The sequence below is a fragment of the Actinacidiphila sp. bgisy167 genome (genome assembly GCF_965342175.1).
In the GTDB taxonomy this organism is placed as follows: Bacteria; Actinomycetota; Actinomycetes; order Streptomycetales; family Streptomycetaceae; genus Actinacidiphila.
In genome coordinates this window covers 72,425-94,485 of the sequence record NZ_CBDRBL010000018.1, presented here as the reverse complement: position 1 = coordinate 94,485, position 22,061 = coordinate 72,425, and the positions used below count along the sequence as shown (strand labels likewise).

General features: G+C 71.8%; 22 protein-coding genes and 1 riboswitch. Of the genes, 4 read left to right on the top strand and 18 right to left on the bottom strand.

Features of this window, described 5'->3' with window-relative positions:
- Positions 1 to 230 precede the first annotated feature (230 nt).
- The 6 genes from ACRWND_RS10200 to ACRWND_RS10175 all read right to left on the bottom strand — a co-directional run bounded on the left by ACRWND_RS10200 (position 231) and on the right by ACRWND_RS10175 (position 6,672).
- Positions 231 to 1,256: an ABC transporter ATP-binding protein gene (locus tag ACRWND_RS10200; protein WP_431948222.1), complete on the bottom strand. Its 1,026-nt coding sequence runs from the start codon at positions 1,254 to 1,256 to the stop codon at positions 231 to 233.
- Positions 1,256 to 2,869, bottom strand: a complete 1,614-nt coding sequence (locus tag ACRWND_RS10195) for an ABC transporter permease (protein ID WP_431948245.1) — start codon at positions 2,867 to 2,869, stop codon at positions 1,256 to 1,258. The genes ACRWND_RS10200 and ACRWND_RS10195 overlap by 1 nt, the downstream gene beginning before the upstream one ends.
- Before the next feature lie 68 nt (positions 2,870 to 2,937).
- Entirely contained in the window at positions 2,938 to 4,029 is a 1,092-nt protein-coding gene (locus ACRWND_RS10190; protein ID WP_431948220.1) for a thiamine ABC transporter substrate-binding protein, read from the bottom strand.
- Positions 4,021 to 4,125: riboswitch (TPP riboswitch) on the bottom strand. (Overlaps the previous gene by 9 nt.)
- Before the next feature lie 67 nt (positions 4,126 to 4,192).
- Positions 4,193 to 5,299 carry a 23S rRNA (adenine(2503)-C(2))-methyltransferase RlmN gene (gene rlmN, locus ACRWND_RS10185; RefSeq protein ID WP_431948218.1) on the bottom strand — a complete coding sequence of 369 codons (1,107 nt, stop codon included), beginning with the start codon at positions 5,297 to 5,299 and terminating at the stop codon, positions 4,193 to 4,195.
- Between the two features lie 365 nt (positions 5,300 to 5,664).
- A complete protein-coding gene (locus tag ACRWND_RS10180) occupies positions 5,665 to 5,964 on the bottom strand; it encodes a hypothetical protein (protein ID WP_431948216.1) in 300 nt (99 codons plus the stop codon).
- Positions 5,965 to 6,234: 270 nt separating this feature from the next.
- Complete coding sequence (locus tag ACRWND_RS10175; RefSeq protein ID WP_431948214.1) at positions 6,235 to 6,672, bottom strand: hypothetical protein; 438 nt, start codon at positions 6,670 to 6,672, stop codon at positions 6,235 to 6,237.
- A gap of 287 nt (positions 6,673 to 6,959) precedes the next feature.
- Between ACRWND_RS10175 and ACRWND_RS10170 the strand changes: the two genes are divergently transcribed.
- The 3 genes from ACRWND_RS10170 to ACRWND_RS10160 all read left to right on the top strand — a co-directional run bounded on the left by ACRWND_RS10170 (position 6,960) and on the right by ACRWND_RS10160 (position 10,366).
- Positions 6,960 to 8,159: an NAD(P)/FAD-dependent oxidoreductase gene (locus ACRWND_RS10170; RefSeq protein WP_431948212.1), complete on the top strand. Its 1,200-nt coding sequence runs from the start codon at positions 6,960 to 6,962 to the stop codon at positions 8,157 to 8,159.
- Positions 8,160 to 8,270: 111 nt separating this feature from the next.
- Entirely contained in the window at positions 8,271 to 9,167 is an 897-nt protein-coding gene (locus tag ACRWND_RS10165) for an RNA polymerase sigma-70 factor (protein ID WP_431948210.1), read from the top strand.
- A 488-nt stretch (positions 9,168 to 9,655) separates the two neighbouring features.
- Positions 9,656 to 10,366: a hypothetical protein gene (locus ACRWND_RS10160; RefSeq protein ID WP_431948208.1), complete on the top strand. Its 711-nt coding sequence runs from the start codon at positions 9,656 to 9,658 to the stop codon at positions 10,364 to 10,366.
- 260 nt (positions 10,367 to 10,626) lie between these two features.
- On the opposite strand, the gene ACRWND_RS10155 is transcribed toward ACRWND_RS10160, so the two are convergent.
- The 6 genes from ACRWND_RS10155 to rpsB form a co-directional block, all read right to left on the bottom strand.
- Positions 10,627 to 11,004: a DUF6233 domain-containing protein gene (locus ACRWND_RS10155; RefSeq protein ID WP_431948206.1), complete on the bottom strand. Its 378-nt coding sequence runs from the start codon at positions 11,002 to 11,004 to the stop codon at positions 10,627 to 10,629.
- A 249-nt stretch (positions 11,005 to 11,253) separates the two neighbouring features.
- On the bottom strand, positions 11,254 to 12,255 hold the full coding sequence (locus ACRWND_RS10150) for a phosphatidate cytidylyltransferase (RefSeq protein ID WP_431948204.1): 1,002 nt from the start codon (positions 12,253 to 12,255) through the stop codon (positions 11,254 to 11,256).
- A gap of 133 nt (positions 12,256 to 12,388) precedes the next feature.
- Positions 12,389 to 12,946, bottom strand: a complete 558-nt coding sequence (gene frr / locus ACRWND_RS10145) for a ribosome recycling factor (protein ID WP_431948243.1) — start codon at positions 12,944 to 12,946, stop codon at positions 12,389 to 12,391.
- Positions 12,947 to 13,080: 134 nt separating this feature from the next.
- Complete coding sequence (pyrH, locus tag ACRWND_RS10140) at positions 13,081 to 13,845, bottom strand: UMP kinase (protein WP_431948202.1); 765 nt, start codon at positions 13,843 to 13,845, stop codon at positions 13,081 to 13,083.
- 163 nt (positions 13,846 to 14,008) lie between these two features.
- Positions 14,009 to 14,845 carry a translation elongation factor Ts gene (tsf, locus tag ACRWND_RS10135; RefSeq protein ID WP_431948200.1) on the bottom strand — a complete coding sequence of 279 codons (837 nt, stop codon included), beginning with the start codon at positions 14,843 to 14,845 and terminating at the stop codon, positions 14,009 to 14,011.
- 115 nt (positions 14,846 to 14,960) lie between these two features.
- A complete protein-coding gene (gene rpsB / locus ACRWND_RS10130) occupies positions 14,961 to 15,833 on the bottom strand; it encodes a 30S ribosomal protein S2 (RefSeq protein WP_431948198.1) in 873 nt (290 codons plus the stop codon).
- Positions 15,834 to 16,279: 446 nt separating this feature from the next.
- On the opposite strand from rpsB, the gene ACRWND_RS10125 reads away from it, so the two are divergent.
- Positions 16,280 to 16,768: a murein hydrolase activator EnvC family protein gene (locus ACRWND_RS10125; protein ID WP_431948196.1), complete on the top strand. Its 489-nt coding sequence runs from the start codon at positions 16,280 to 16,282 to the stop codon at positions 16,766 to 16,768.
- Here the strand turns inward: ACRWND_RS10125 and ACRWND_RS10120 are convergent.
- The 6 genes from ACRWND_RS10120 to ACRWND_RS10095 form a co-directional block, all read right to left on the bottom strand.
- Entirely contained in the window at positions 16,737 to 17,297 is a 561-nt protein-coding gene (locus ACRWND_RS10120; RefSeq protein WP_431948241.1) for a TetR/AcrR family transcriptional regulator, read from the bottom strand. The two genes, ACRWND_RS10125 and ACRWND_RS10120, sit on opposite strands and share 32 nt — an antisense overlap.
- 80 nt (positions 17,298 to 17,377) lie before the next feature.
- Positions 17,378 to 18,214, bottom strand: coding sequence for an RNA polymerase sigma factor WhiG (whiG, locus tag ACRWND_RS10115; RefSeq protein ID WP_431948194.1), 837 nt, complete (start codon positions 18,212 to 18,214; stop codon positions 17,378 to 17,380).
- 164 nt (positions 18,215 to 18,378) lie between these two features.
- Positions 18,379 to 19,611, bottom strand: coding sequence for a DNA-processing protein DprA (gene dprA, locus ACRWND_RS10110; protein WP_431948192.1), 1,233 nt, complete (start codon positions 19,609 to 19,611; stop codon positions 18,379 to 18,381).
- Entirely contained in the window at positions 19,611 to 21,218 is a 1,608-nt protein-coding gene (locus ACRWND_RS10105) for a YifB family Mg chelatase-like AAA ATPase (RefSeq protein WP_431948190.1), read from the bottom strand. Before ACRWND_RS10105 ends, dprA begins: the two co-directional genes overlap by 1 nt.
- Positions 21,218 to 21,589, bottom strand: coding sequence for a YraN family protein (locus ACRWND_RS10100; protein ID WP_431948189.1), 372 nt, complete (start codon positions 21,587 to 21,589; stop codon positions 21,218 to 21,220). The genes ACRWND_RS10105 and ACRWND_RS10100 overlap by 1 nt, the downstream gene beginning before the upstream one ends.
- A 135-nt stretch (positions 21,590 to 21,724) precedes the next feature.
- Positions 21,725 to 22,051 (bottom strand): DUF2469 domain-containing protein, encoded by a 327-nt coding sequence (locus tag ACRWND_RS10095; RefSeq protein ID WP_018562949.1) that lies wholly within the window; start codon positions 22,049 to 22,051, stop codon positions 21,725 to 21,727.
- Positions 22,052 to 22,061: the final 10 nt, after the last annotated feature.

The window sequence follows — 22,061 nt, the reverse complement described above, 5'->3', positions numbered from 1 at the left end:
ACCCTGGCAATCGCCGGGATCCACCTCACCGACATCCCGGCACTGAACTACCCCCCCCACCTCTTCCCCCCCCCCCCCCCCCCCACCCGCACACCGCCGGGGAGGGAAGGCCCCACCTCCCCGTCCGCGGCCGGCGCTCTGCGCCCGAAGGGCGCCAGACGGCGGGAGGGCCGAGCACAGCCGCGCGCACCGAAGTGCGGTGTGGCGCGCGCTGCTGACGGACGTCGGGGCTACGCCCCCAGAACGACGACCTCGTCCGCCGAGAAGGCGACACCCACCGTGTCGCCCTCGGCGGGGGCGTCGCGCAAGGCGCAGCCCGCCTCCAGCCGCGGCCCTTCCTCAGGGCGAAGGAGGAGGGTCACCTGGTCGCCCCGGAAGGTCCGGGCGAGGACATCGCAGCGCAGCCCGTCCGTGGCCGGGACGAGCCGTACGCCGGCGGGTCGCACGAGCAGCCGCACGGCGCCCTGCGGGGAGCCAGGGGGGACGGGGACCTTGCCCCAGACGGTGTCGGCCGCGTCGCCCGTGACGGTGGCGGGCACCACGTTGTCGTAGCCGAGGAAGCGCGCGACGAACTCGGACGCCGGCCGCTGCCACACATCAAGCGCGGTGCCTGCCTGTTCGACGCGGCCGTCCCGCATGACGACGACGCGGTCGGCCAGCGCGAAGGCCTCGCTCTGGTCGTGCGTGACGGCCAGCACCGTGGTGCCCAGCCGCCGGAAGAGCCCGCGCAGCTCGACCACCAGGCGCTCGCGCAGCCCGCGGTCGAGTTGCCCCAGCGGCTCGTCGAGCATGAGCAACCGCGGCCCCGGCGCCAGTGCCCGGGCCAGGGCGACGCGCTGCTGCTCACCGCCCGACAGGGACGCCACGGCGCGCCGCTGCGCCCCGGGCAGGCCGACGAGCTCCAGCAAATCGGCGACGGTGCGCTCTCGCTCGGCACGAGAGGCGCCCCGCATGCGCAGGCCGAAGTCGACGTTGCCGGCGACGTCACGCTGCGGGAAGAGCTGGTGGTCCTGGAACATCAGGCCGACGCCGCGCCGGTGCGTCGGCACGCCTGCCTGGTCGCGGCCGGCCAGCAGGACGCGTCCGGCATGCAGCGGCTGCAGCCCGGCGACCACCCGCAGCAGCGTGGACTTGCCGCTGCCACTGGGCCCGAGCACGCAGACCGTCTCGTGCCCGGCGACCTCCAGGTCCACGGCGTCCAGGGCGGTGTGCCCGCCGAAGCGCACGGTCGCGCCGTCCAGTCGCAGCAGGGTCATCAGAACTCCCCCGACCTGTCGATGCGGATACGTTCCAGCGCCAGCAGCGCACCTGCGCACACCAGCATCAGCACGGTGCTGAGCGCCATCGCCTGTCCGTAGTTGAGCTCCCCGGCCCGTCCGAGGAGGCGGGCGACCGCGACCGGCAGAGTGGGGTTGTCCGGGCGGGCGATGAAGACGGTGGCGCCGAACTCCCCCAGGGAGACGGCGAAGGCGAAGCCGGCAGCCACCAGCAGCGCCCGCCGGACCAGCGGCAGGTCGACCTCGCGCCACACCCGCAGCGGGGAGGCCCCGAGGACCGCCGCCGCCTCGCGCAGCCGGTCGTCCACGGCGCGCAGTACGGGCAGCATGGTGCGCACCACGAAGGGCACCCCGACCAGCGCCTGGGCGAGGGGCACCAGGATCCACGAGGAGCGCAGGTCGAGCGGCGGCTCGTCGAGGGTGATGAGGAAGCCGAAGCCGATGGTCACCGCCGAGGTGCCGAGCGGAAGCATGAGCAGGGCGTCGAAGCCGCGCACCAGGCGGCCGGCCCGCCGGGTGAGGGCGGCCGCGGCCAGCCCTCCGACGGCCAGGGCGATCACGGTGGCGGCGGCCGCGTACTGCAGCGAGTTCCCCACCGCGGCGACCGGCGCCACCAGGAAGGTCCCGCCGCTGCCGGTCACCGACCCCAGCGCCCGGTAGTAGCCGAGGCCGTAGCCGTCGGGGCCGTGCAGGGAGCGCTCGGCCAGCACGCCCAGCGGCAGCAGGATCAGCAGCGCGGCCGCGCCGAGCGCGCCCGCCAGCAGCCCCCACTCGCCCGTGCCGCGCGGCCGCCGGGCGGTGCGGGCCGGGTCCACCAGCCGCAGCGCGCTCTCCCGGCGCCTGACCGTCCCGGCGTGCACGGCGAGGATCGCCGCGACGGCGGCGAACTGGACGACCGTCAGCACGGCCGCGGTCGGCAGGTCCAGCAACTGCGCGGTCTGGCGGTAGATCTCCACCTCCAGGGTGGAGAAGGTGGGACCGCCGAGGATCTGGATGACGCCGAAGGAGGTGAAGGTGAAGAGGAAGACCATCAGCGCCGCCGCGGCGACCGCGGGGGCCAGGGCAGGCAGCGTCACCTCGCGCCAGGCGGCGAGGCGTCCGGCGCCGAGGACACGGGCGGCCTCCTCCTGCCGGGGGTCGAGCTGCGCCCACAGGCCGCCCACCGTCCTTACGACCACGGCGTAGTTGAAGAAGACGTGGGCGAGGAGGATCGCCCACACCGTGGTGTCCAGGCGCACCCCCCACAGGTCGTCGAGCAGTCCGCCCCGCCCCAGCAGCGCCAGGAAGGCCGAGCCGACGACGACGGTCGGCAGCACGAAGGGCACGGTCACCACCGCGCGCAGCACCTGTTTGCCGGGGAAGTCGAAGCGGGCGAAGAAGTACGCGCCGGGCAGCGCGATCACCAGGGTCAGCGCGGTGGACGCGACGGCCTGCCAGCAGGTGAACCACAGCACGTGCAGGATGCCGGGATCGCCCAGGACGTCCGTGAACCGGCCGAACCGCCACCGCCCGCCCTCGCGGAGCCCGCGGGCGACGATGGCGGCGACCGGGTAGCCGAAGAACAGCCCGAAGAACGCCGCCGGCACGGCCATCAGACCGAGCCGTACGGCGAGCGAGCGGAGGGCCGCCGCCCCGGTGCTCCCCCGCTCGGCGGCCTTCGCTACTTCAGCACGAGCGAGGACCACGATGTGACCCACTGCTCCCGGTTCGCGGCGATCTTCTCCGGGGCGACGGTTGCCGGGTCGGCGATGACCGGCGCGTACTTGGTGAAGACCTCGGGCAGCTTGGCGTCGTCACGGGCGGGGTTGACGAACATGTTGAGCGGCATGTCCTCCTGGAAGGTGCGGCTCAGCAGGAAGTCCACGAGCGCCTTGCCGCCCTCGGGGTTCTTCGCGCCCTCGAGCAGCCCGGCGAACTCGATCTGCCGGAAGCAGGTGCCGGTCGCGACACCCGTCGGCCCCTGTTCGGGCTGCGTCTTCAGGCCGAGCACCTCGGCGGGCGGACTGGAGGCGTAGGAGACGACCAGCGGCTTGTCGCCCTTGCCGCCGCCGGCCCCCGAGAAGGTGTCGTAGTACGCCTGCTCCCAGCCGTCGACGACCTGGACGCCGTTCGCCTTGAGCTTCTTCCAGTAGTCCTCCCAGCCCCCGTCGCCGTACTTCGCGGTGGTGGCGAGGAGGAAGGCGAGGCCCGGGGAGGAGGTGGCGGCGTTCTCGGTGACCAGCAGGTCCTTGTACTCGGGCTTGACGAGGTCGTCGAGGGTCTGCGGCACGGGCAGCTTGTGCTCGGTGAAGTACTTCCGGTCGTAGTTGACGCAGACGTCGCCGAAGTCGATCGGGGTGACGCGGTGCTTGCCGGCGTCGAGCTGCAGCGCGGCGGGCACCTTGTCGAGGCCCTTGGCCCGGTACGGCGCGAACAGGCCGTTGTCCAGGGCCCGGGACAGCAGGGTGTTGTCGACGCCGAAGAAGACGTCGCCCTGGGGGTTGCCCTTGGACAGCACGCCCTGGTTGACCGCGGCGCCGGCGTCGCCGCCGCGCAGCACCTTGACGGTGTAGCCGGTCTGGTCGGTGAACGCCTTCAGCACGCCCTTCGACGCGGCGAAGGAGTCGTGGCTGACCAGGGTGACGGTCTTGGAGGCGGCGCCACGGCTCTCGCCCCCGGCCGTGTCCCCGCTGCTGCCGCAGGCGGCGAGCACGGTCGCGCCCAGCGCGACGGCCAGTGCTGTGCCGGCCGCACGCCGACGAGTGCTGCTCATGTGGTGACTCCCTACGCCGGTATGACCCGGATCAGGTCCGAGGGTCTGCGGCCGAGCCGCACTCTCAGCGCTTCGCGCGCTCCCCTGTCGGATGTTCTTTTGTGTGCTCTAGGTGACGTCCCGGCCAATGGCCGGAAACGACCGTCACCATAGCAAGCGCGAATCAGCGCTCGGAAGCCGCCAGCTGTCCGCAGGCGCCGTCGATCTCCTGCCCCCGGGTGTCCCGGACGGTCACCGGCACGCCGTGCGCCTCCAGCGCCGCCACGAACGCCCGCTCGTCCTCCGGCCGCGAGGCCGTCCACTTCGAGCCGGGGGTCGGGTTCAGCGGGATCAGGTTGACGTGCACGCGGCGGCCCTTGAGCAGCCGGCCCAGCAGGTCGGCCCGCCATGCCTGGTCGTTGATGTCCCGGATCAGCGCGTACTCGATGGAGACTCGGCGCCCGGACACGTCCGCGTAGTGCCACGCGGCGTCCAGCACCTCGCGCACCTTCCAGCGGGTGTTCACCGGCACCAGGGTGTCGCGCAGCTCGTCGTCGGGCGCGTGCAGTGACACGGCGAGCCGGCACTTGAAGCCCTCGTCGGCGAAGCGCAGCATCGCCGGGACCAGCCCCACCGTCGACACGGTGATGCCCCGCTGGGAAAGTCCGAGCCCGTCCGGTTCCGGGTCGGTCAGCCTGCGGATGGCGCCGACGACGCGCTTGTAGTTCGCGAGCGGCTCCCCCATGCCCATGAACACGATGTTGGACAGCCGCGCGGGCCCACCCGGGATCTCCCCGTCCCGCAGCGAGCGCATGCCCGCCACGATCTGGTGCACGATCTCGCCGGTCGACAGGTTCCGGTCCAGCCCGGCCTGGCCGGTCGCACAGAAGGGGCAGTTCATGCCGCAGCCGGCCTGCGAGCTGATGCACATCGTGACCCGGTCCGGGTAGCGCATCAGCACCGACTCGACCAGCGTCCCGTCGAACAGCCGCCACAGCGTCTTGCGCGTGGTGTCGTTGTCGGTGCTGCTGTGCCTCACCACGGACATCAGGTCCGGCAGCAGCCCTTCCGCCAGCTTCTCCCGTGCCGCGGCGGGGATGTCCGTCCAGGCGGCGGGGTCATCGGCGTACCGGGCGAAGTAGTGCTGCGACAGCTGCTTGGCGCGGAACGGCTTCTCCCCCAGCTCCGCGACCGCCTCCCGGCGCTCCTCGGGCGAGAGATCGGCAAGGTGCCGCGGCGGCTTCTTGGCTCCGCGCGGCGCGACGAATGTGAGTTCTCCGGGTGCAGGCATGGTGCGTCCAGTGTCGCAGATCGTTTGGGGCCGCCCAGGTCAGATGGGTGAGGCTCCTGTCACTCTCAGGTGGCTTCTGGATACAGTCGGATTCTGGCGTCTACGCCATCGAGCTGGACTCGTCCGGGCGCCGGCCAGGACGCCAGGGGCCGGCCAACGCACCAGAGATCTCCTCGCACTCTTCGCGCCGACCAAGAACAATTCCGGTCATCGGGACGGACACATTCATCGAGTGCCGCTGGGATCGCCGGCTGGACGAGGACGACCGCATCTGGTAAGGGCATCGACCTCGCGCACCTCTACAAGGGGCGCTCCTAGGGCGCCTTTCCCTCTGACTCCCCGTGCGTTCTGGCACGAACGCACGACTATCGCGGGGTGCTCAGCAGATCGTCCGTCCTGACGTCGAACTCATCCGTCCCGTCCACGGCGGCGACGCTGTGGGGGTCAGTAGAGACCTTGACCACGCCGCCGGCTGTGAGATCGGTGAAGGGGGCAAGCACCCTGCAGTCCACGGTGACCTCCACCGGATACGTTGTGTCAGGTCCATGGTCCGGACCGCCGAAGATCGGGCATTTGTCGATGATCGTCCACGCGCGGTCGTGAGCGTCGGTCAGCGTGACCTCGACCCATCCCGGAAAGTCGTCATCGGTCAATCTGGTCGCCACACAACGTAGCGGGATCATGGCGCCCCCTCGGCTTCACATGCTCTTGTCAGTTCTGGGAGTGCTGCGGCAAGCGTCCCACCTGGGCGGGTCTGTCGCGTCCGGCTCATGACCTGCGCCGATGGCTTGACGGCTCCGGGGCCTCGTGCAGCTCCGACCCCGCCCCCCTTCCCAGCGGTTGGTGTCCGCCCGACCTTCTGACAGCCAGATCGGTCAGCAGGGGCCACAGAGGTCAGTTCGGCGGGCGCGGCGGTCCGCTGATGTCCCCGTACGTCAGCAGTGGTACAGACGGTGCGGATCATAGAGGGCAACGGATGCCGCGACAGTCAGGAGGGCCAGCCAGCCCTGAGCCTTGAGTACCGCACACAACTTTTGCCTTACCGGTGGCTTCGCTGTCGACATCCGATAGGCGAGCATGAGGGAGGTCACGCCGACGATACCCAGGGCCGTGCAGGCGATCGGCACGACGGGGTCGAAGCGTGCCTGTGAGGTTTCTGGCACTTCACCGGGGACGATACAGCCGGAAGAAAACGCCACCGATATCCAGGCCGGAAAGACCAGAGCGGCGGCAATTCCAGCCACCTCCTTCAGCACGAACCTGAGGACGGTCCCCCGAATCGGCGCTGCTTCTTGCACGGTCTCCGGCACTGCCCACTCCCCCTTGCCGTGTGCGTGCCGAAACCGATCGAGTCCGGCACGGATGAGTTTCACGCTCTTGCTCGTACGGATCAAGGTCGGCGGGTGCGACGAGCAGTGGGCCTGTTCGCGATCACCAGACGGTGGGCCCGGCCGCTGACAGTCCGCTGCTCATGCCCCCTCTCCTCCGCTCGGCAGCACGGAACGCACGCCCCGCGCCACTTCTGCGCGCTGCCGTGCTCTCGGACATCTGGAGGCGGATGCGCTCGCGCCCCGCCCGGTGTGTGCCACGTCTCATCCGCAGGCCGTTATGGCGGACGCCCGGCCGGTGTCTCCATGCCGAGTCCACACATGGAGGCGCAATGAACGGAAATGTCCAGGTGGTCGTGGTCGGCGGCGGTTACGGGGGCGTGACGGCGGCCAACAGGCTGGCCCGCCGCGACGGCGTGTCGGTGACCCTGGTCAATCCACGTCCCGCCTTCGTCTCGCGGATCCGCCTGCACCAGATGGTGACCGGCTCCGACGACGCGCTCGAGGGCTACGGCGAGGTCCTGGGCAAGAACGTCCGGCTCGTGGTCGACACCGCGACACGGATCGACCCCGCCGAGCGCCGGGTGTCGCTGGCGGGCGGCGACTCGGTCACATACGACTACCTCGTCTACGCGGTGGGCAGTGGCGCCTCCGACCCCCGGGTGCCAGGAGCGGCGGAGTTCGCTCATTCGGTGTCGGACCTCGAGGGGGCGGAGCGACTGCGGTCGGCCCTGTCCGCGACGCCCGCCTCGGCGCCGGTGACGGTGGTGGGAGCCGGCCCGACCGGCCTGGAGACCGCCGCCGAGCTGGCGGAAGGGGGCCGGAAGGTCACCCTGGTCTGCGGCCGTGTGCTCGGCCCCTCCCTCCATGCCCGGGTCCGTCGTCCGGTCGCCCGCAGACTCGCCCGGCTGGGCGTCACCGTCGTCGAAGGGTTCGGGGCCGAGGTGGCGGAAGTGACGCCGGACGCCGTACGGCTCGAGGACGGCCGCGAGGTGCCCAGCGCGGTGACGATCTGGACCGCGGGATTCCGCGTCCCGGACCTGGCCGCGCGCAGCGGACTGCACACCGACGCCGAAGGCCGCCTGGTCACCGACACGACGCTGACCAGTGTGGACGACGAGCGCATCGTCGCCGCCGGCGACGCGGGAGTGATGCCGGACCACCCGTTCCGGATGAGCTGCCAGGCAGCCGTGCAGCTGGGCCCGGCGGCCGCCGCCACGATCCTGCACCGGATGGCGGGGAAGAGGCCCGCTCCGGTCCACTTGTTCTTCGCCGGGCAGTGCCTCAGCCTCGGCCGGCACGCAGGCGTCACCCAGTTCTCCTACCCGAACGACAAGGTGGTCCCGCTCAGCATCAGCGGGCGGGCCGGTGCCGGCGTCAAGGAGATCGCCTGCCGGTTCACGCTCGGCAAGCTGCTGTCCGGGGCGCGCAAGGCCGGTTCCCGCGCGTCGCGCGGTGCCGGAAGCGACGGTCCCGGAGCACCTCTGCCGGACGGCCGCACGACGCCGTCCGACACCCGGCGCTCGGCGTGACCTCCCCTGCTCGGCGGCGAGCATGCCGCCGATAGCCCCTGCCACGGGGTACTCATCCACGGCCCGACGGCGGCCTGCAGGGGCCGACCACGAGAAAGCGAAGCCCACGACATGCACGACCATGTGTCAGACCCCGCGACCGAGGCATTCGTCGCCCACCGCGACCTGCTCTTCACCGTCGCCTACGAGATGCTCGGATCGGCGGCGGACGCCGAGGACGTCCTCCAGGAGACCTGGCTGCGGTGGGTGGAGGTCGACCTGGCACAAGTGCGGGACCAGCGCGCCTACCTCGTGCGGATCACCACCCGGCAGGCACTCAACCGGCTGCGCACCCTCAACCGGCGCAAGGAGGCCTACGTCGGCCCCTGGCTGCCCGAGCCCCTGCTCACCGCGCCGGACGTGGCCGAGAACGTCGAACTGTCCGAGAACCTGTCGCTGGCCCTGATGTTCATCCTCGAAACCCTCTCGCCGACCGAACGCGCCGTCTTCGTGCTGCGCGAGGTGTTCGACTTCGGCTACGACGACATCGCGGCGGCGATCGGCAAGAGCCCCGCCGCCGTGCGACAGATCGCCTACCGCGCCCGCCGGCACGTCGACGCCCGCCGGCCGCGCACGCCGGCCTCCCAGGAGGAGGCGCGGGCGGCGCTGGATTCGTTCCAGTCCGCGCTCGTGAGCGGGGACCTCCAGGGGCTGCTCGACGTACTCGCCCCCGACGTCGTCTTCGTCAGTGACGGCGGCGGTCTCAAGCTGGCGGCTCTGCGGCCGGTCATCGGCGCCGAGAAGGTCCTCCGTTACATGGCCGGCAGCATGGACAAGGCCGGTGGCATCCTCACAGGCGAGTCCACGACAGTGAACGGCAATCCCGGACTCGTCCTGCGCCTGGACGGCGAGATCGACGGTGTGCTGGCCTTCCGCGTGGAGAACGCCCGCGTGACCGGCCTCTACTACGTCCGCAACCCCGAGAAGCTCACCCGCGTGGAGTCCGAAACCCCCCTCGCCTCCCGCTGACCGACCTCGAAGCATACGAAGCGAATGTTCCGGCCCGGCGGGCGCGGCGCGCCGTATCGCGCCCGCCGTGATCGCCGAATCAAACGGAGAACGGACGGCGGGTCAGGGCCTGCCGCGTCGGCCCACGGCTTCCTGTGACCACCATTCACCCACCAGTGGGGGTCTCCCCAGGGAGGCACGGGTACCCGCGGAGCCGTGCAACCAGGCCGCTCAGCCGGGGGTCTGGTTGCCCCTCAGCATGACGCCGCGCCACAAGCGGCAGGACCTGGTGGCCAATGTTTCACGGCGCACGGAGGACGGGTCCTGTCGACGCACAGGACATCGATCGGGTGACCGCTGCCGGCATGCCCGAAAGAGGCTGCGCCACAGGGATGAAGCGGCGGCAGGCGGCGGCTGACGTGGGTACGGATCCCGTCGACACAGGCCCGGGCCGTGCCGGAAGGCCTTTCGGTGCGGTGCCGGCCCGAGATCGACGAGGAGTCTTCTTCATGAGTCCCGCAGACAGGACCCCGCCCGCCTCCAAGCGGTCCCTCCGGCGTTACGGAAGCCTCACCCGCATAGCGGTGCCGGCCGCTCTCGTCGCCACCGCGATATCGGCTGTCGCGGCCGCCCCGGCACAGGCCGCGGAGGCGCCCGCCCCGGCCGCCTCGTCAGCGAGCAGCTATCCCTGGCCTCCCGGCCCTGGCGGCTACCCGGATCCGTACTTCGGTCCCGAGGTCGGCATCGGCATCGGTCCGGGCCTCGGTCTCGGGCCCCTCCTCGGCGACGGCCCCATCCTCGGACCCGGTCCCTTCCCCGGACCCGGTCCCTTCCCCGGACCCGGTCCTTTCCCCGGCGACGGTCCTTTCCCCGGCCCGGGCAGGCTCGCGGGGTGCGACATCGACTCGACCAGCGCGGCCACGGTGACCGACCGCGAGTTCTCCGTCGCCGTCGTCCGCGGCCGGACGTACGTCGGCCAGAGCAACCTGGGGGGCCTCTACAGCTGGCAGAACCTCAGCGGAAATCCCGGATACCCCGGCACCGGTGTCTGCGGCGCGAGCCTGAGCGTCACGAACCCCGCCCAACTGGCGGTCAGGATCGTCACCTTCCGCGGCGACGTCCTTGAGAACCGCTGCACCCTCACCCCCGCCCCCGCCCCCGCCGTGGTGTGCGGATCCTGGACCCCGGTTGTCGGCCCGCAGCCGCCCCTGATCTTCTGACCGGGTCCACCGAGTGAACCCTCGCGGGCCGGCGAACGGCCGGCCCGCACGGGGAGCCCCCGCCGGACGCCGCACCGCTTGTCGCAGGAACCGCCGGCGGACCTGGCGAGTGACGCTCCCCGCCGCGTGTCCTGCTGCCCGGGCAGCTCCGCCGTCGCCCTCCACGTCTCGCAGTCGCGGGCGGCTTGCGTCCTCGCGGGCCATGCCTGACGCCGACGCGGCCGCCCCGCGCTCATGGCTCGCGCCACGCCAGTGCCCGGTTAGGGATCCGTGCCGGATCGACGGGTGGGCTCCCGTTCCGGACGGCAGACCTCGCAGCGCGCGACATCCGGCATGCCGAGCGCGACCTCGAACTCCTGCCGGTTGAGGCGGCCTCCGCCGGGCACGCGGCAGTCGTCCCGGTGCAGGACGCCCCGGCCCGGACCGCCTCGCGGGTCGGGCACGCTCTGCAGCCGCCAGGCTCGGGCGATCGCCGGGGAACGGCCGCGGTAGGGCGGTGGAACGCCTGGGCCGGCTTCGGATCCACCCACGGCGCCGGCTTCGACCTCCTGGATCTTGGCGTCCACCGCGGCGATCTGCATCTGCAGATAGAGGCGGATCACCCGCAGGCGCTGCGGATCCGGAGGAAGCTCGTACACACGTTCGATTGTAAGCGGCGGGCGGGCCCCGGACCAGCCGCGCGGGGCAGCAAGCGCTCTGCGGGAGCGGCCGGAGGATCCCTCACGAATGAGCCACGGCCGTCAGAGCCGGGAGGACGGTCCCAACGAACGCACCCGGTCAGCGAGTTCTTCTCAACGGGCGATCGCCGGCGCGCAGGCCGGGCGCGCGTCCTGGCGGACGCAACGTGAAGCACCGACCTGCCCGGCCGGCCCGTGGCGACGGGGCCGTCAGCTCGAGCCCACGAAGACGACCAGCAGCAGCCACACCACCGGGGCGGTCGGCAGCAGCGAGTCGAGGCGGTCCATGATTCCGCCGTGGCCGGGCAGCAGCTTGCCCATGTCCTTGATGCCGAGGTCGCGCTTGATCATCGACTCGCCCAGGTCGCCGAGGGTGGCGCTGACCGCCGCGGCGAGGCCCAGCAGCAGTCCCTGCCACCACTGGCCGTCGTCGATCAGGAACTGCATGGACAGCGCGCCCGCGACCATGGCGAAGGTGATCGCGCCGACCAGGCCCTCGCGGGTCTTGCCGGGGCTGATGCGGGGGGCGAGCTTGTGTGTGCCGAAGCGCCACCCGACGGCGTAGGCCCCGGTGTCGCTGGTCACCGTCAGGAGCAGGAAGACGAAGACCCGCCACGGGCCGTCGTCCGCGGCGAGCATCATCACCACGAATGTGGCCAGGAAGGGCACGTAGAACGCGGCGAAGACGCCTGCCGTGACATCGCGGAGGTAGTTCTCCGGCGGCTCCGTCATCCGCCACGCCAGGACGGCCAGCGCGGTGAGCGCCATGGCCACCCACGCGCCCTCGGCGCCGCGCAGGTAGCCGGCGACCACCATGGCGGCGCCGCCGACGGCCAGCGGCACCAGCGGTGCCTGGATCTGCTTGCGCTCGCTCAGCCGTGAGGTGAGCTCCCACAGGCCGACCACGACCGCCACCGCGACGACACCCACGAAGACGGCCTTGACGATGAAGAGCGAGGCGATGACGACGACGCCGAGACCGACGCCGACCCCTATCGCGGCGCGCAGGTCGCGCCCCGCACTCTTCTTGGCCCGGCCGCCGTTCCCACCGGCCGCCGAGGGCTGCGGCGCGGAACGGTCGGGCCGGGCGGAGTGCCGCTCCGGTTCGGGGGCGTCGTCTCGGAACACAGGGCCGCCCATCCGGGTGCCCGCCTCGTCCTCGCCTCCCCGGGAACCGGTGTGTGGCGAGGGCCCCCAAGAAGAGTCGTTCACGGAGTTTCGCCTCGCGTTTTCGTCCGGTCCGGGTCGGTCGGATGGGTGGATGGTCGGGTGGTCTCGGGTCGACGGCGCGGCCGCCGACGGGCGTGCCGGGCGCGCCGTGGAGCGGGCCTGGCGGCTCGCCGGATCAGACCTCGAGCAGCTCGGCTTCCTTGTGCTTGAGCAGCTCGTCGATCTGCGCCACGTACTTGTGGGTGGTGTCGTCGAGCTCCTTTTCCGCGCGGCGCACCTCGTCCTCGCCCGACTCGCCGTCCTTGACGAGCTTGTCGAGGGTCTCCTTGGCCTTGCGGCGCACGCTGCGGATCGAGATCCGCGCGTCCTCCGCCTTGCCGCGGGCGACCTTGATGTACTCCTTGCGCCGCTCCTCGGTGAGCTGCGGGAAGACCACCCGGATGATACGGCCGTCGTTCGTCGGGTTGACACCCAGGTCCGAATCCCGGATCGCCTGCTCGATGTTCCGCAGCGCCCCGGCGTCGAAGGGGGTGATCACAGCCATCCGGGCCTCGGGCACCGCGAAGGAGGCGAGCTGGTTGATCGGGGTGAGGGCGCCGTAGTAGTCCGCCATGATCTTGTTGAACATCGCCGGGTGGGCACGGCCGGTGCGGATCGCGGCGAAGTCCTCCTTGGCGACCACGACGGCCTTCTCCATCTTCTCCTCGGCTTCGAGGAGGGTCTCTTCAATCACCATGTGCTCCTGGTCTTCAGAAGGCAGAGCCTCGGCCCTTGCGCGCGTCTTTCCTGCACGGTGTCCGACCGGCAGCGTCTTGTCCATCCCCGTTCCGGGCGGATCGCCGGCCGGGTCGCGGCCGGCGCCGTCCGTCAGCGGGAGCCCGTGTCGTTGACGAGCGTGCCGATCTTCTCACCCTTCACGGCCCGCGCGATGTTGCCCTCCGCGAGCAGTTCGAACACGAGGATCGGCAGTTTGTTGTCCTGGCACAGCGTGATCGCCGTCAGGTCCGCGACGCGCAGGTCGCGGGCGATGACGTCGGCGTACTCCAGGGCGTCGAACATCACCGCGTCCGGGTTGGAACGGGGGTCGGCGTCGTAGACCCCGTCGACCCCGTTCTTGCCCATCAGCAGCGCCTCGGCGTGGATCTCCAGGGCGCGCTGGGCGGCTGTGGTGTCGGTCGAGAAGTACGGCATGCCCATACCGGCGCCGAAGATCACCACACGGCCCTTCTCCAGGTGCCGTACGGCGCGCAGCGGGATGTAGGGCTCGGCGACCTGGCCCATGGTGATCGCCGTCTGCACACGCGACTGGATGCCTTCCTTCTCCAGGAAGTCCTGGAGGGCGAGGCAGTTCATGACCGTACCGAGCATGCCCATGTAGTCGGAACGGGCCCGGTCCATGCCGCGCTGCTGCAGCTCCGCGCCGCGGAAGAAGTTGCCGCCGCCGATGACCACGGCGATCTCGTAGCCGTCGCGGACGACCGCGGCGATCTCGCGGGCCATCGTGTGCACGACGTCGGGGTCGACTCCGAGCCCCCCTCCGCCGGCGAAGGCCTCGCCGGAGAGCTTGAGCAGGTACCGGCCCTTGTGCTCGCTGCCGGTGGCGGTGGGTGCCTTGTCGGCGTCCTGTTCCATGGAGATCTCCTCGTGCACGTACGAAGAAGGCCATTGCCGCGGGTCCGTGATGGTTCCCTTCGGGCAATGGCCTCCTCGTCAACTGCGGCCTGCCGGTGAACGGCCGGCTGCGTACGAACGACCCTAGCGGGGCCGTCGGTCAAACGCTTGCGCGGCTGCTCGCTCAGACGCCGACGCGGAAGCGGGCGAAGCGCTTCAGCGAGACGCCGGCCTCGTCGAGCACCTTCTGGACGGTCTTCTTGTTGTCCTTGGCGAAGGCCTGCTCGAGAACGACGTTCTCCTTGAAGAAGCCGTTGACGCGGCCCTCGACGATCTTCGACAGGGCGGCCTCAGGCTTGCCCTCCTCGCGGGCGGTGGCCTCGGCGACCCGACGCTCGTTCTCGACGGTCTCGGCCGGCACGTCCTCGCGGGACAGGAAGGTGGGGGCGAAGGCGGCGATGTGCTGCGCGACGTCCTTGGCGACCTCGGCGTTCTCCTTGTCCAGCTCGACCAGGACGCCGACCTGCGGGGGCAGGTCCGGGCTGGTGCGGTGCAGGTAGGAGGCGACGTAGCCGTCGGTGAACTGCGCGAAGCGGTCCAGCACGATCTTCTCGCCGAGGGTGGCGTTGGCCTCGTCGACGAAGGCCTGGACGGTCTGGCCGTCCTTGATCTCGGAGGCGAGCAGCGCCTCCAGGTCGGCCGGCTTGGTGGCGGCGACGTGGGCGGCGATCGCGTCGGCGGTGGCGACGAACTTGTCGCCCTTGGCGACGAAGTCGGTCTCGCACTTGAGCTCGACGAGGACACCCTCGCTGTTGTCACCGGCGATCAGGGACACCACGGCGCCGTTGGAGGCGGAGCGGCCCTCGCGCTTGGTGACGCCCTTCTGGCCCTTGACGCGGAGGATCTCGACGGCCTTGTCCAGGTCGCCCTCGGCCTCCTCGAGCGCCTTCTTGCAGTCCATCATGCCCGCGGCGGTCAGCTCGCGGAGCTTCTTGACGTCGGCGGCGGTGAAGTTCGCCATGGTCTGTCAGTCTCTTCTCGGAAGTCGGTGGATCCGGTGAGCGGTGGTTCTACGGACGGACGGCGGGGGCCGAAGCCCCCGCCGTCCTCACACGCATCGGAAGGCGGGCTGAGGCTCAGGCCTGCTCGGCGTCGGCGGCGGGCGCCTCGGCGGCCTCGGCCGGAGCGGCCTCGGCGGTGTCGCCCGCAGCCGCGTCGGCGGCGGTCTCCTCGGCCTTCGCCTTGTCGCCCTCGAGCAGCTCGCGCTCCCAGGCGGCCAGCGGCTCACCCTCGGCCTTGTCACCGGCGGTGGCGGCACCGGAGCGGGCGATGAGGCCCTCGGCGACGGCGTCGGCGATCACACGGGTCAGCAGGGTGACGGAGCGGATCGCGTCGTCGTTGCCCGGGATCTTGTAGTCGACCTCGTCGGGGTCGCAGTTGGTGTCGAGGATCGCGACGACCGGGATGCGCAGCTTGCGCGCCTCACCGACGGCGATGTGCTCCTTCTTGGTGTCCACGATCCAGACGGCGCTCGGCACCTTCTGCATCTCGCGGATGCCGCCCAGCGTCTTCTCCAGCTTCTCCTTCTCACGGGAGAGGACCAGGAGCTCCTTCTTGGTGAGGCCGGAGGCGGCCACGTCCTCGAAGTCGATCTCCTCGAGCTCCTTCAGGCGCTGCAGGCGCTTGTAGACGGTCGAGAAGTTGGTGAGCATGCCGCCCAGCCAGCGCTGGTTGACGTAGGGCATGCCGACGCGGGTCGCCTGCTCGGCGATGGCCTCCTGGGCCTGCTTCTTCGTGCCGACGAAGAGGATGGTGCCGCCGTGCGCGACGGTCTCCTTGACGAACTCGTAGGCGCGGTCGATGTACGACAGCGACTGGAGCAGGTCGATGATGTAGATGCCGTTGCGCTCGGTGAAGATGAAGCGCTTCATCTTCGGGTTCCAGCGGCGGGTCTGGTGCCCGAAGTGGACGCCGCTTTCCAGCAGCTCCCGCATCGTGACGACGGCCATGGCCGTACTCCTAGGGGTACTCGGTTTTCGCGACCGCCGGACGACGGCCACGCCTGACGCCCCGAACGCGCCGTGCCACGAGGGACCGAGGAGCGCGTCCACCGCTCCCTGTAGGGCGGTGGCGGGGCGTGCGAAGTCGACCCGGTGACCCGGATCGCCATGGAAAGTGTACGGGACCGCCGGAGCGGCGGGCGACATCGTCCCTGGGGACCGGACCCCGCCCGGAGTTGTCCACAGGCACCGTTCCATGATCGTCCGACCGCCGCGAAAGGCGTCACCGTAGGTGCATGAGGACATGTGCGGTGGTGGCGTTGGCGGTACTGACATGGTTCGGAGGGCTTGCGCACCCGGTGGGCGCCGCTGTCCGGGCACCGGTCGTTCCTGACGGCGGCGGCGCGGGCCGGGCCTGGCCCGTGGCCCCGTCCGGTGGGGAGCGGCGACCGGTCGTGGAGCGGGGTTTCGATCCGCCCGCAGTGCCATGGGCGGCGGGGCACCGCGGGGTGGACCTGCGCGCGGGACCCGGCGCACCGGTGCGCGCCGCGGCGCCCGGCAGGGTGTCGTACGCCGGGGAGGTGGCGGGGCGCGGGGTGGTGGCGATCGAGCTCGCGGACGGCTTGCGCATCACGTACCAACCGGTGCGCCCCTCGGTCGCGGTGGGCGACGAGGTCGGCGCGGGACAGGTGGTGGGGGCGCTCGCCGAGGGGCCGTGGCACTGCCCCGGCGGCTGTCTGCACTGGGGGCTGCTGCGCGGGGAGCTCTACCTCGACCCGCTGTCGCTGCTGCCGGACCCGATGCTGCACGGCGGGCCGTCGCGGCTGCTGCCGGTCTTCGGGGTGCCCGTGCCGGAGGGTCCGGACGGGGTGGCGGCCCGGCGGACGGCGGCGCGGGCCGGCCGGGCGCGGGTCAGCCCAGGACCCCGTGCAGGGCCATGGTGACGGCCGCGTCGGCGATGGTGTCGGGCTCCTCCGCGGCGCCGAGCTCGATCCGGCGCACGGCGGAGTCGACGACGCCTTGGAGCAGCATCGCGGTGAGCCTCGGCTCTCGGTGGCCGAGTGCGGCGAGCGCCTCGACGACCATGGCGACCAGACCGCCATGGGCGGCGCGGATCCTCTCGCGGGCGCCTGCGTCGAGTTCGCCCGCGGAGATGGCGACCACGGCCCGGTGCCGGCGGTCTCCGACGAGCGCGAGCTGGCTGCGGACGTAGGCCTCGATCTTGGCCTCGGCCGAGGTCGAGGCGCCCGCCATGGCCGCCTCGACCTCGGCCGCCCAGACGGGGAAGTCGACGGCGCACAGCTCCTCGACGACGGCGGCACGGGAGCGGAAGTACTCGTAGACGGAGGACCGGGCGAGCCCGGTGCGCTCAGCCAGCGCGGGGAAGGTCAGGGCCTCTGTCCCGCCCTCGGAGAGCAGACTGCGCGCGGCGTCCAGCAGGGCGTCGCGCTGCATCGACCGGTGCTCGGCCACCGAGGCCGCTCGAATCTTGGGCACCTCACCACTGTACGGAAGGGGTGCGCCCGCCGAGCGCACCCCTCGGGAAAGCGGCGTCAACGGCCGACGTCGGCCAGTTTGGCGCGCAGTTGCAGAACGGATTTGGTGTGGATCTGACTCACCCTGCTCTCGGTGACCCCGAGCACCTGTCCGATCTCGGCGAGGGTGAGCCCCTCGTAGTAGTAGAGGGTGACCACGGTCTTCTCGCGCTCGGGCAGGGTGTTGACGGCGCGGGCGAGCAGCCGGCGCAGCTCGCGGTCCTCGGCGACCTCGACGGGGTTGTCGGCGCCGGTGTCCTCCAGGGTGTCGACGAGGGTGAGCCGGTCGCCGCCCTCGGCGCCCCCGTGGAGGAGTTCCTCCAGGGCGACGACGTTGGCGAGGGAGAGCTGGCTGAAGACCCCGTGCAGCTCCTCCAGAGCGATACCCATCTCGGCGGCGACCTCCGACTCGCTCGGGGTGCGCCTCAGCGAGGCCTCGAGGGTGGCGTAGGCGCGCTCGACGGCGCGGGCCTTCTGACGCACCGAGCGCGGGATCCAGTCCAGGGCGCGCAGCTCGTCGATCATGGCTCCCCGGATCCGGGTGATCGCATAGGTCTCGAACTTGATCGCGCGTTCCGGGTCGAACTTCTCGATGGCGTCGATGAGCCCGAAGACCCCGGAGGAGACGAAGTCGGCCTGTTCCACATTGGCGGGCAGGCCGACGCTCACACGTCCGGCCACATACTTCACCAGGGGCGAGTAGTGCAGGATCAGCTGCTCGCGCAGACGTGCGTCCCCCGTGGCCTTGTAGGTCCGCCACAACGCGTCGAGCGAGGTGGGGGCGGGCGGCCGGGGGTTTCCGGTGACGGCGGTCGCCGCCGTGCTGCCTTCGTGCCCGGGAGTGTGCCGGTGCATGCGTCGATCTGAGCCGTTCTGCGTTGACCTGAGGGGCGGGCGGGAAGCGAACCTCCCTGAGCGTAGCGTGATGGAACCGTCGCTCAGGGCGACGTCCGGGCGTCCCCACAACCTCGCCACCAGGGGTTCCCAGGTCAAGACCGTCCTGTCACCTGATGGTGTGTTCACCGGGAGAGCGTGTCGGCTTGGCACCCCCCTGCGGTCTCGGGGGCCGCCCCGCGGCTCTGCGCCAACCTCCAGCGCGGGCCGTCCCGTTCGACGAACCCGAGAGCGTGCAGCTCATGGAGCCTGGTGAGGGTGTCGTCGGGGGTGCTCCCCGCGGCCACGGCCAGCTCCTCGCATCCGGCCCCGCCCCGCGCGGGCAGGGCTTCCAGCACCCGGGCGGCGGCGGGTGGCAGCAGATCCCGCGGCAGCACCGGACCGCGGCGCTCGGGCGCGAGGTCCTCGCCGATGCGGCCCACGAGCTCGATGACGTCGGCGGCGCCGGTGACCAGGACCCCGTCGGCGCGCAGCAGCTCGTGGACTCCCTGGGACAGCGCCGAGGTGCAGGGACCGGGGACTCCCATGACGAAACGGCCCAGCTCACGGGCCCGGCGGGCAGTGATCAGGGAGCCGCTGCGGTACTGGGCCTCGATGACGACGGTGCCCCGGGTGAGCGCGGCGATCACCCGGTTGCGGAGCACGAAGCGGCTGCGGGTGGGATGCGACCCGGGCGGCAGTTCACCGATGAGCAGGCCCTGTTCGGCGATGCGTCCGATCAACTCGGCATGACCCGGCGGATACGGCACATCCACTCCGGAGGCGACGACCCCGACGGTCGCCCCCGCCGCGGACAGCGCGCCGCGGTGCGCGGCGCCGTCGATTCCGTAGGCGGCCCCGGAGACGGTGACCCAGCCGGCCTCCGCCAGGTCGGCGCCGAGAGACGCCGCCATGTGGGAGCCGTAGTCGCTGCAGGCGCGGGCCCCCACGACGGCGACCGACCGCAGCGCCCACATCCGCAAGCGGGCGCCGCCGCGCACCCACAGCCCGTGCGGACGCCCGTCACCCAGGTCGTCGAGCTGCCGCGGCCAGTCCGCGTCACCAGGACACACGAAACGGGTGCCCGTGGCCCCGGCCGCCGCCAGGTCCCGCTCCGGGTCCGCTCTGCGGGCGCGCAGGGTGTACCCGGCGGTGCGCCGCTCCCCCGCGCCGGGCAGCTGCTCCCCGGCGGTCAGCGCCCTCACCGTCTCGACGGGGCCGAGCGCGCGCAGCCAGGTCGCGACGAGCTCGTCGCCGGGCTCGGCGATCCGCGTCACGGCGGCCCGGGCCAGGCGCTCCTCGGGTGTCGGGGGCGGCTCCTCCCCGCGGTCCGGCACGGCCTCTGCCCCGTCCATGCCCGCTGTTGCCGGCGGTGTCATCACGCTTCCCCCGTCGCCGTCGCCATGCCGCGGCGCACCCCGGTGCGCAGCTCCAGGGCGCGTTCCATGTCGACGCCGGCCGGCCGGTCACGGCCGGCGAGGTCGGCGACCGTCCAGGCCACCCGCAGGACCCGGTCGAGCCCTCGTGCGGTGAGCAGTCCGCGCTCCATGTCGCGTTCGGCGCAGCGCAGGGCCCCCGGCGCCACGGCCCAGCGGGTGCGCAGCTCGTGACCGGGGACCTGGCTGTTGAGCCGCCAGGGTGTGTTCCGGTACCTGGCGGCGGCGCGCTCCCGGGCCTCCCGCACCCGCGCGGCGACCACCGCGGTGGACTCGCCGGTGCCGGCGCCGCCGATCAGCTCGGAGCGGCTGACGGCCTCCACCTCCACCCGCAGGTCGACCCGGTCCAGGAGCGGTCCCGACAGGCGCCCCTGGTAGCGGCGGATCGAACTCGGCGGGCAGTCGCACATGCCGCCGGGGGCGCCGAACCTTCCGCAGGGGCACGGGTTGGCGGCGAGCACGAGCAGGAAGCGCGCCGGAAGGCGGACGACTCCGGCGGCCCTGGCGATCACCACGTGCCCCGACTCGAGGGGCTGGCGCAGCGCGTCGAGCACCTGACCGTTGAACTCGGGCGCCTCGTCGAGGAAGAGCACTCCCCGGTGGGCGATCGAGACGGCGCCCGGCCGCGGCAGCCCGTTCCCGCCGCCGACGAGGGACTGCATGGTCGCCGAGTGGTGCGGCGCGCAGTACGGCGGCTGGTCCACCATGTGCCGGCCCGCGGGCAGGATGCCGGCCACCGAGTGAACGGCGGTGACCTCCACCGCCTCCTGCCGGGTGAGCGGGGGCAGCAGCCCGGGAAGCCGCTCCGCCAGCATCGTCTTGCCCGCGCCGGGCGGCCCCTTGAGGTAGATGTGATGGCCGCCGGCGGCGGCGACCTCCAGGGCTGTCCTGGCCGCTCCCTGGCCCGCGACCTCGGCCAGATCGGGGGTGCCGGTGTCGGTGAGCCCGGCGCCCTGGCCGACGCCGGGCAGGGTGAGGCCGGCCAGCATCGGGTCGGGCCGCCCTTCAGCGGGCTCCTCGTCCTCCTCCGGGGCGAGTTCGTCGTTGAGCAGGGCGATCAGCTGCCGCAGGCTGCGCACCCCGAGCACGGAGACGCCCGGTACGAGCGATGCCTCGGCGACCGTGCGCTCGGGCACCACGACGTGTCGGTACCCGGCGTCGGCGGCGGCGAGCACCGCGGGCAGCACCCCGCGAACGGGGCGGACCCGGCCGTCGAGGCCGAGCTCGCCGATCATCATCAGGTCGGCGATGTCGGGTGGCGCGACGCGGTCGTTCGCGGCCAGGACGGCGCAGGCCACCGCCAGGTCGAAGCCGCTGCCGCTCTTGGGGACGGAGGCCGGGCTGAGGCCGACCGTGAGCTTCTTCTGCGGCCAGCTCTCACCGCTGTTCACGATGGCGGCGCGGACCCGGTCCCGGCTCTCGCTGAGGCTCTTGTCCGGCAGGCCCACCAAGGTGAACGCCGGCACCCCCGCCTCGAGGTCCGCCTGGACCTCGACGACGACGCCCTCCACCCCCAGCAGCGCCACCGAGCACGTGCGGGCGAAGCCCATCACGCCACCCCCCGCACGTGCTCGACGCGGGCGGCGCCCCGCATGGGCAGCACGATGCCGACCACGTCGATCCGCACACCGCCCGGCGGTGGTCCACCGTGGTCGGCGAGCCAGCATTCGGCCAGTCGCCGAAGCCGCTCGGTCTTGCGCGGGGTGACGGCGGCCATCGGGTGCTCACCGCACCTCTCGGCGCGCGCCTTCACCTCGCACACCACGAGTGCGTCCCCGTCGGCCGCGACGATGTCGATCTCGCCGTGGCGTTCGCGGTGCCGGCACCGCCAGTTCCGCTGCAGCACCGTCATCCCGGCCTCGGTCAGCGACCGTGCCGCCAGTTCCTCGCCGTAACGTCCGAAAGCCCCTCGGGCGTTCATCCGTACCACCTCCGTCACTCACTGTGAGGGAGGTGGCAGCCGAAAGACGATCTTGTCCCGAGCCTGTGGACAACCGGGCCGGCCTCGCAGGCCTCCGCCGGCCTCGGCCGGGTTCCGGCCGGGTTCCAGCCAGCCTCAGCCGTTGAAGCCGGAGTCGTCCGAGGGCAGGTCGAGGTCCGCCTTGTTGAGCTCCTCGATGTTCACGTCCTTGAACGTCAGCACGCGCACTTGCTTGACGAAGCGGGCCGGCCGGTACATGTCCCACACCCACGCGTCAGCCATGGAGACCTCGAAGAACACCTCGCCCTGGACGGAGTGCACCTGCATCTCGTAGTCATTGGTGAGATAGAAACGGCGCTCCGTTTCGATCACGTATTTGAACAGGCCGACGACGTCCCGGTACTCCCGGTAGAGCTTCAGCTCCATCTCGGTCTCGTACTTCTCGAGGTCCTCGGCGCTCATGGCATGTTCC

Bases quoted from the DNA above. Each gene is read 5' to 3' on its own strand.
- ACRWND_RS10200 (WP_431948222.1), bottom strand. From the start codon at position 1,256: ATGACCCTGCTGCGACTGGACGGCGCGACCGTGCGCTTCGGCGGGCAC.
- ACRWND_RS10195 (WP_431948245.1), bottom strand. From the start codon at position 2,869: ATGGCCGTGCCGGCGGCGTTCTTCGGGCTGTTCTTCGGCTACCCGGTC.
- ACRWND_RS10190 (WP_431948220.1), bottom strand. From the start codon at position 4,029: ATGAGCAGCACTCGTCGGCGTGCGGCCGGCACAGCACTGGCCGTCGCG.
- rlmN (WP_431948218.1), bottom strand. From the start codon at position 5,299: ATGCCTGCACCCGGAGAACTCACATTCGTCGCGCCGCGCGGAGCCAAG.
- ACRWND_RS10170 (WP_431948212.1), top strand. From the start codon at position 6,960: ATGAACGGAAATGTCCAGGTGGTCGTGGTCGGCGGCGGTTACGGGGGC.
- ACRWND_RS10165 (WP_431948210.1), top strand. From the start codon at position 8,271: ATGCACGACCATGTGTCAGACCCCGCGACCGAGGCATTCGTCGCCCAC.
- ACRWND_RS10160 (WP_431948208.1), top strand. From the start codon at position 9,656: ATGAGTCCCGCAGACAGGACCCCGCCCGCCTCCAAGCGGTCCCTCCGG.
- pyrH (WP_431948202.1), bottom strand. From the start codon at position 13,845: ATGGAACAGGACGCCGACAAGGCACCCACCGCCACCGGCAGCGAGCAC.
- tsf (WP_431948200.1), bottom strand. From the start codon at position 14,845: ATGGCGAACTTCACCGCCGCCGACGTCAAGAAGCTCCGCGAGCTGACC.
- rpsB (WP_431948198.1), bottom strand. From the start codon at position 15,833: ATGGCCGTCGTCACGATGCGGGAGCTGCTGGAAAGCGGCGTCCACTTC.
- whiG (WP_431948194.1), bottom strand. From the start codon at position 18,214: ATGCACCGGCACACTCCCGGGCACGAAGGCAGCACGGCGGCGACCGCC.
- dprA (WP_431948192.1), bottom strand. From the start codon at position 19,611: ATGACACCGCCGGCAACAGCGGGCATGGACGGGGCAGAGGCCGTGCCG.
- ACRWND_RS10105 (WP_431948190.1), bottom strand. From the start codon at position 21,218: ATGGGCTTCGCCCGCACGTGCTCGGTGGCGCTGCTGGGGGTGGAGGGC.
- ACRWND_RS10100 (WP_431948189.1), bottom strand. From the start codon at position 21,589: ATGAACGCCCGAGGGGCTTTCGGACGTTACGGCGAGGAACTGGCGGCA.
- ACRWND_RS10095 (WP_018562949.1), bottom strand. From the start codon at position 22,051: ATGAGCGCCGAGGACCTCGAGAAGTACGAGACCGAGATGGAGCTGAAG.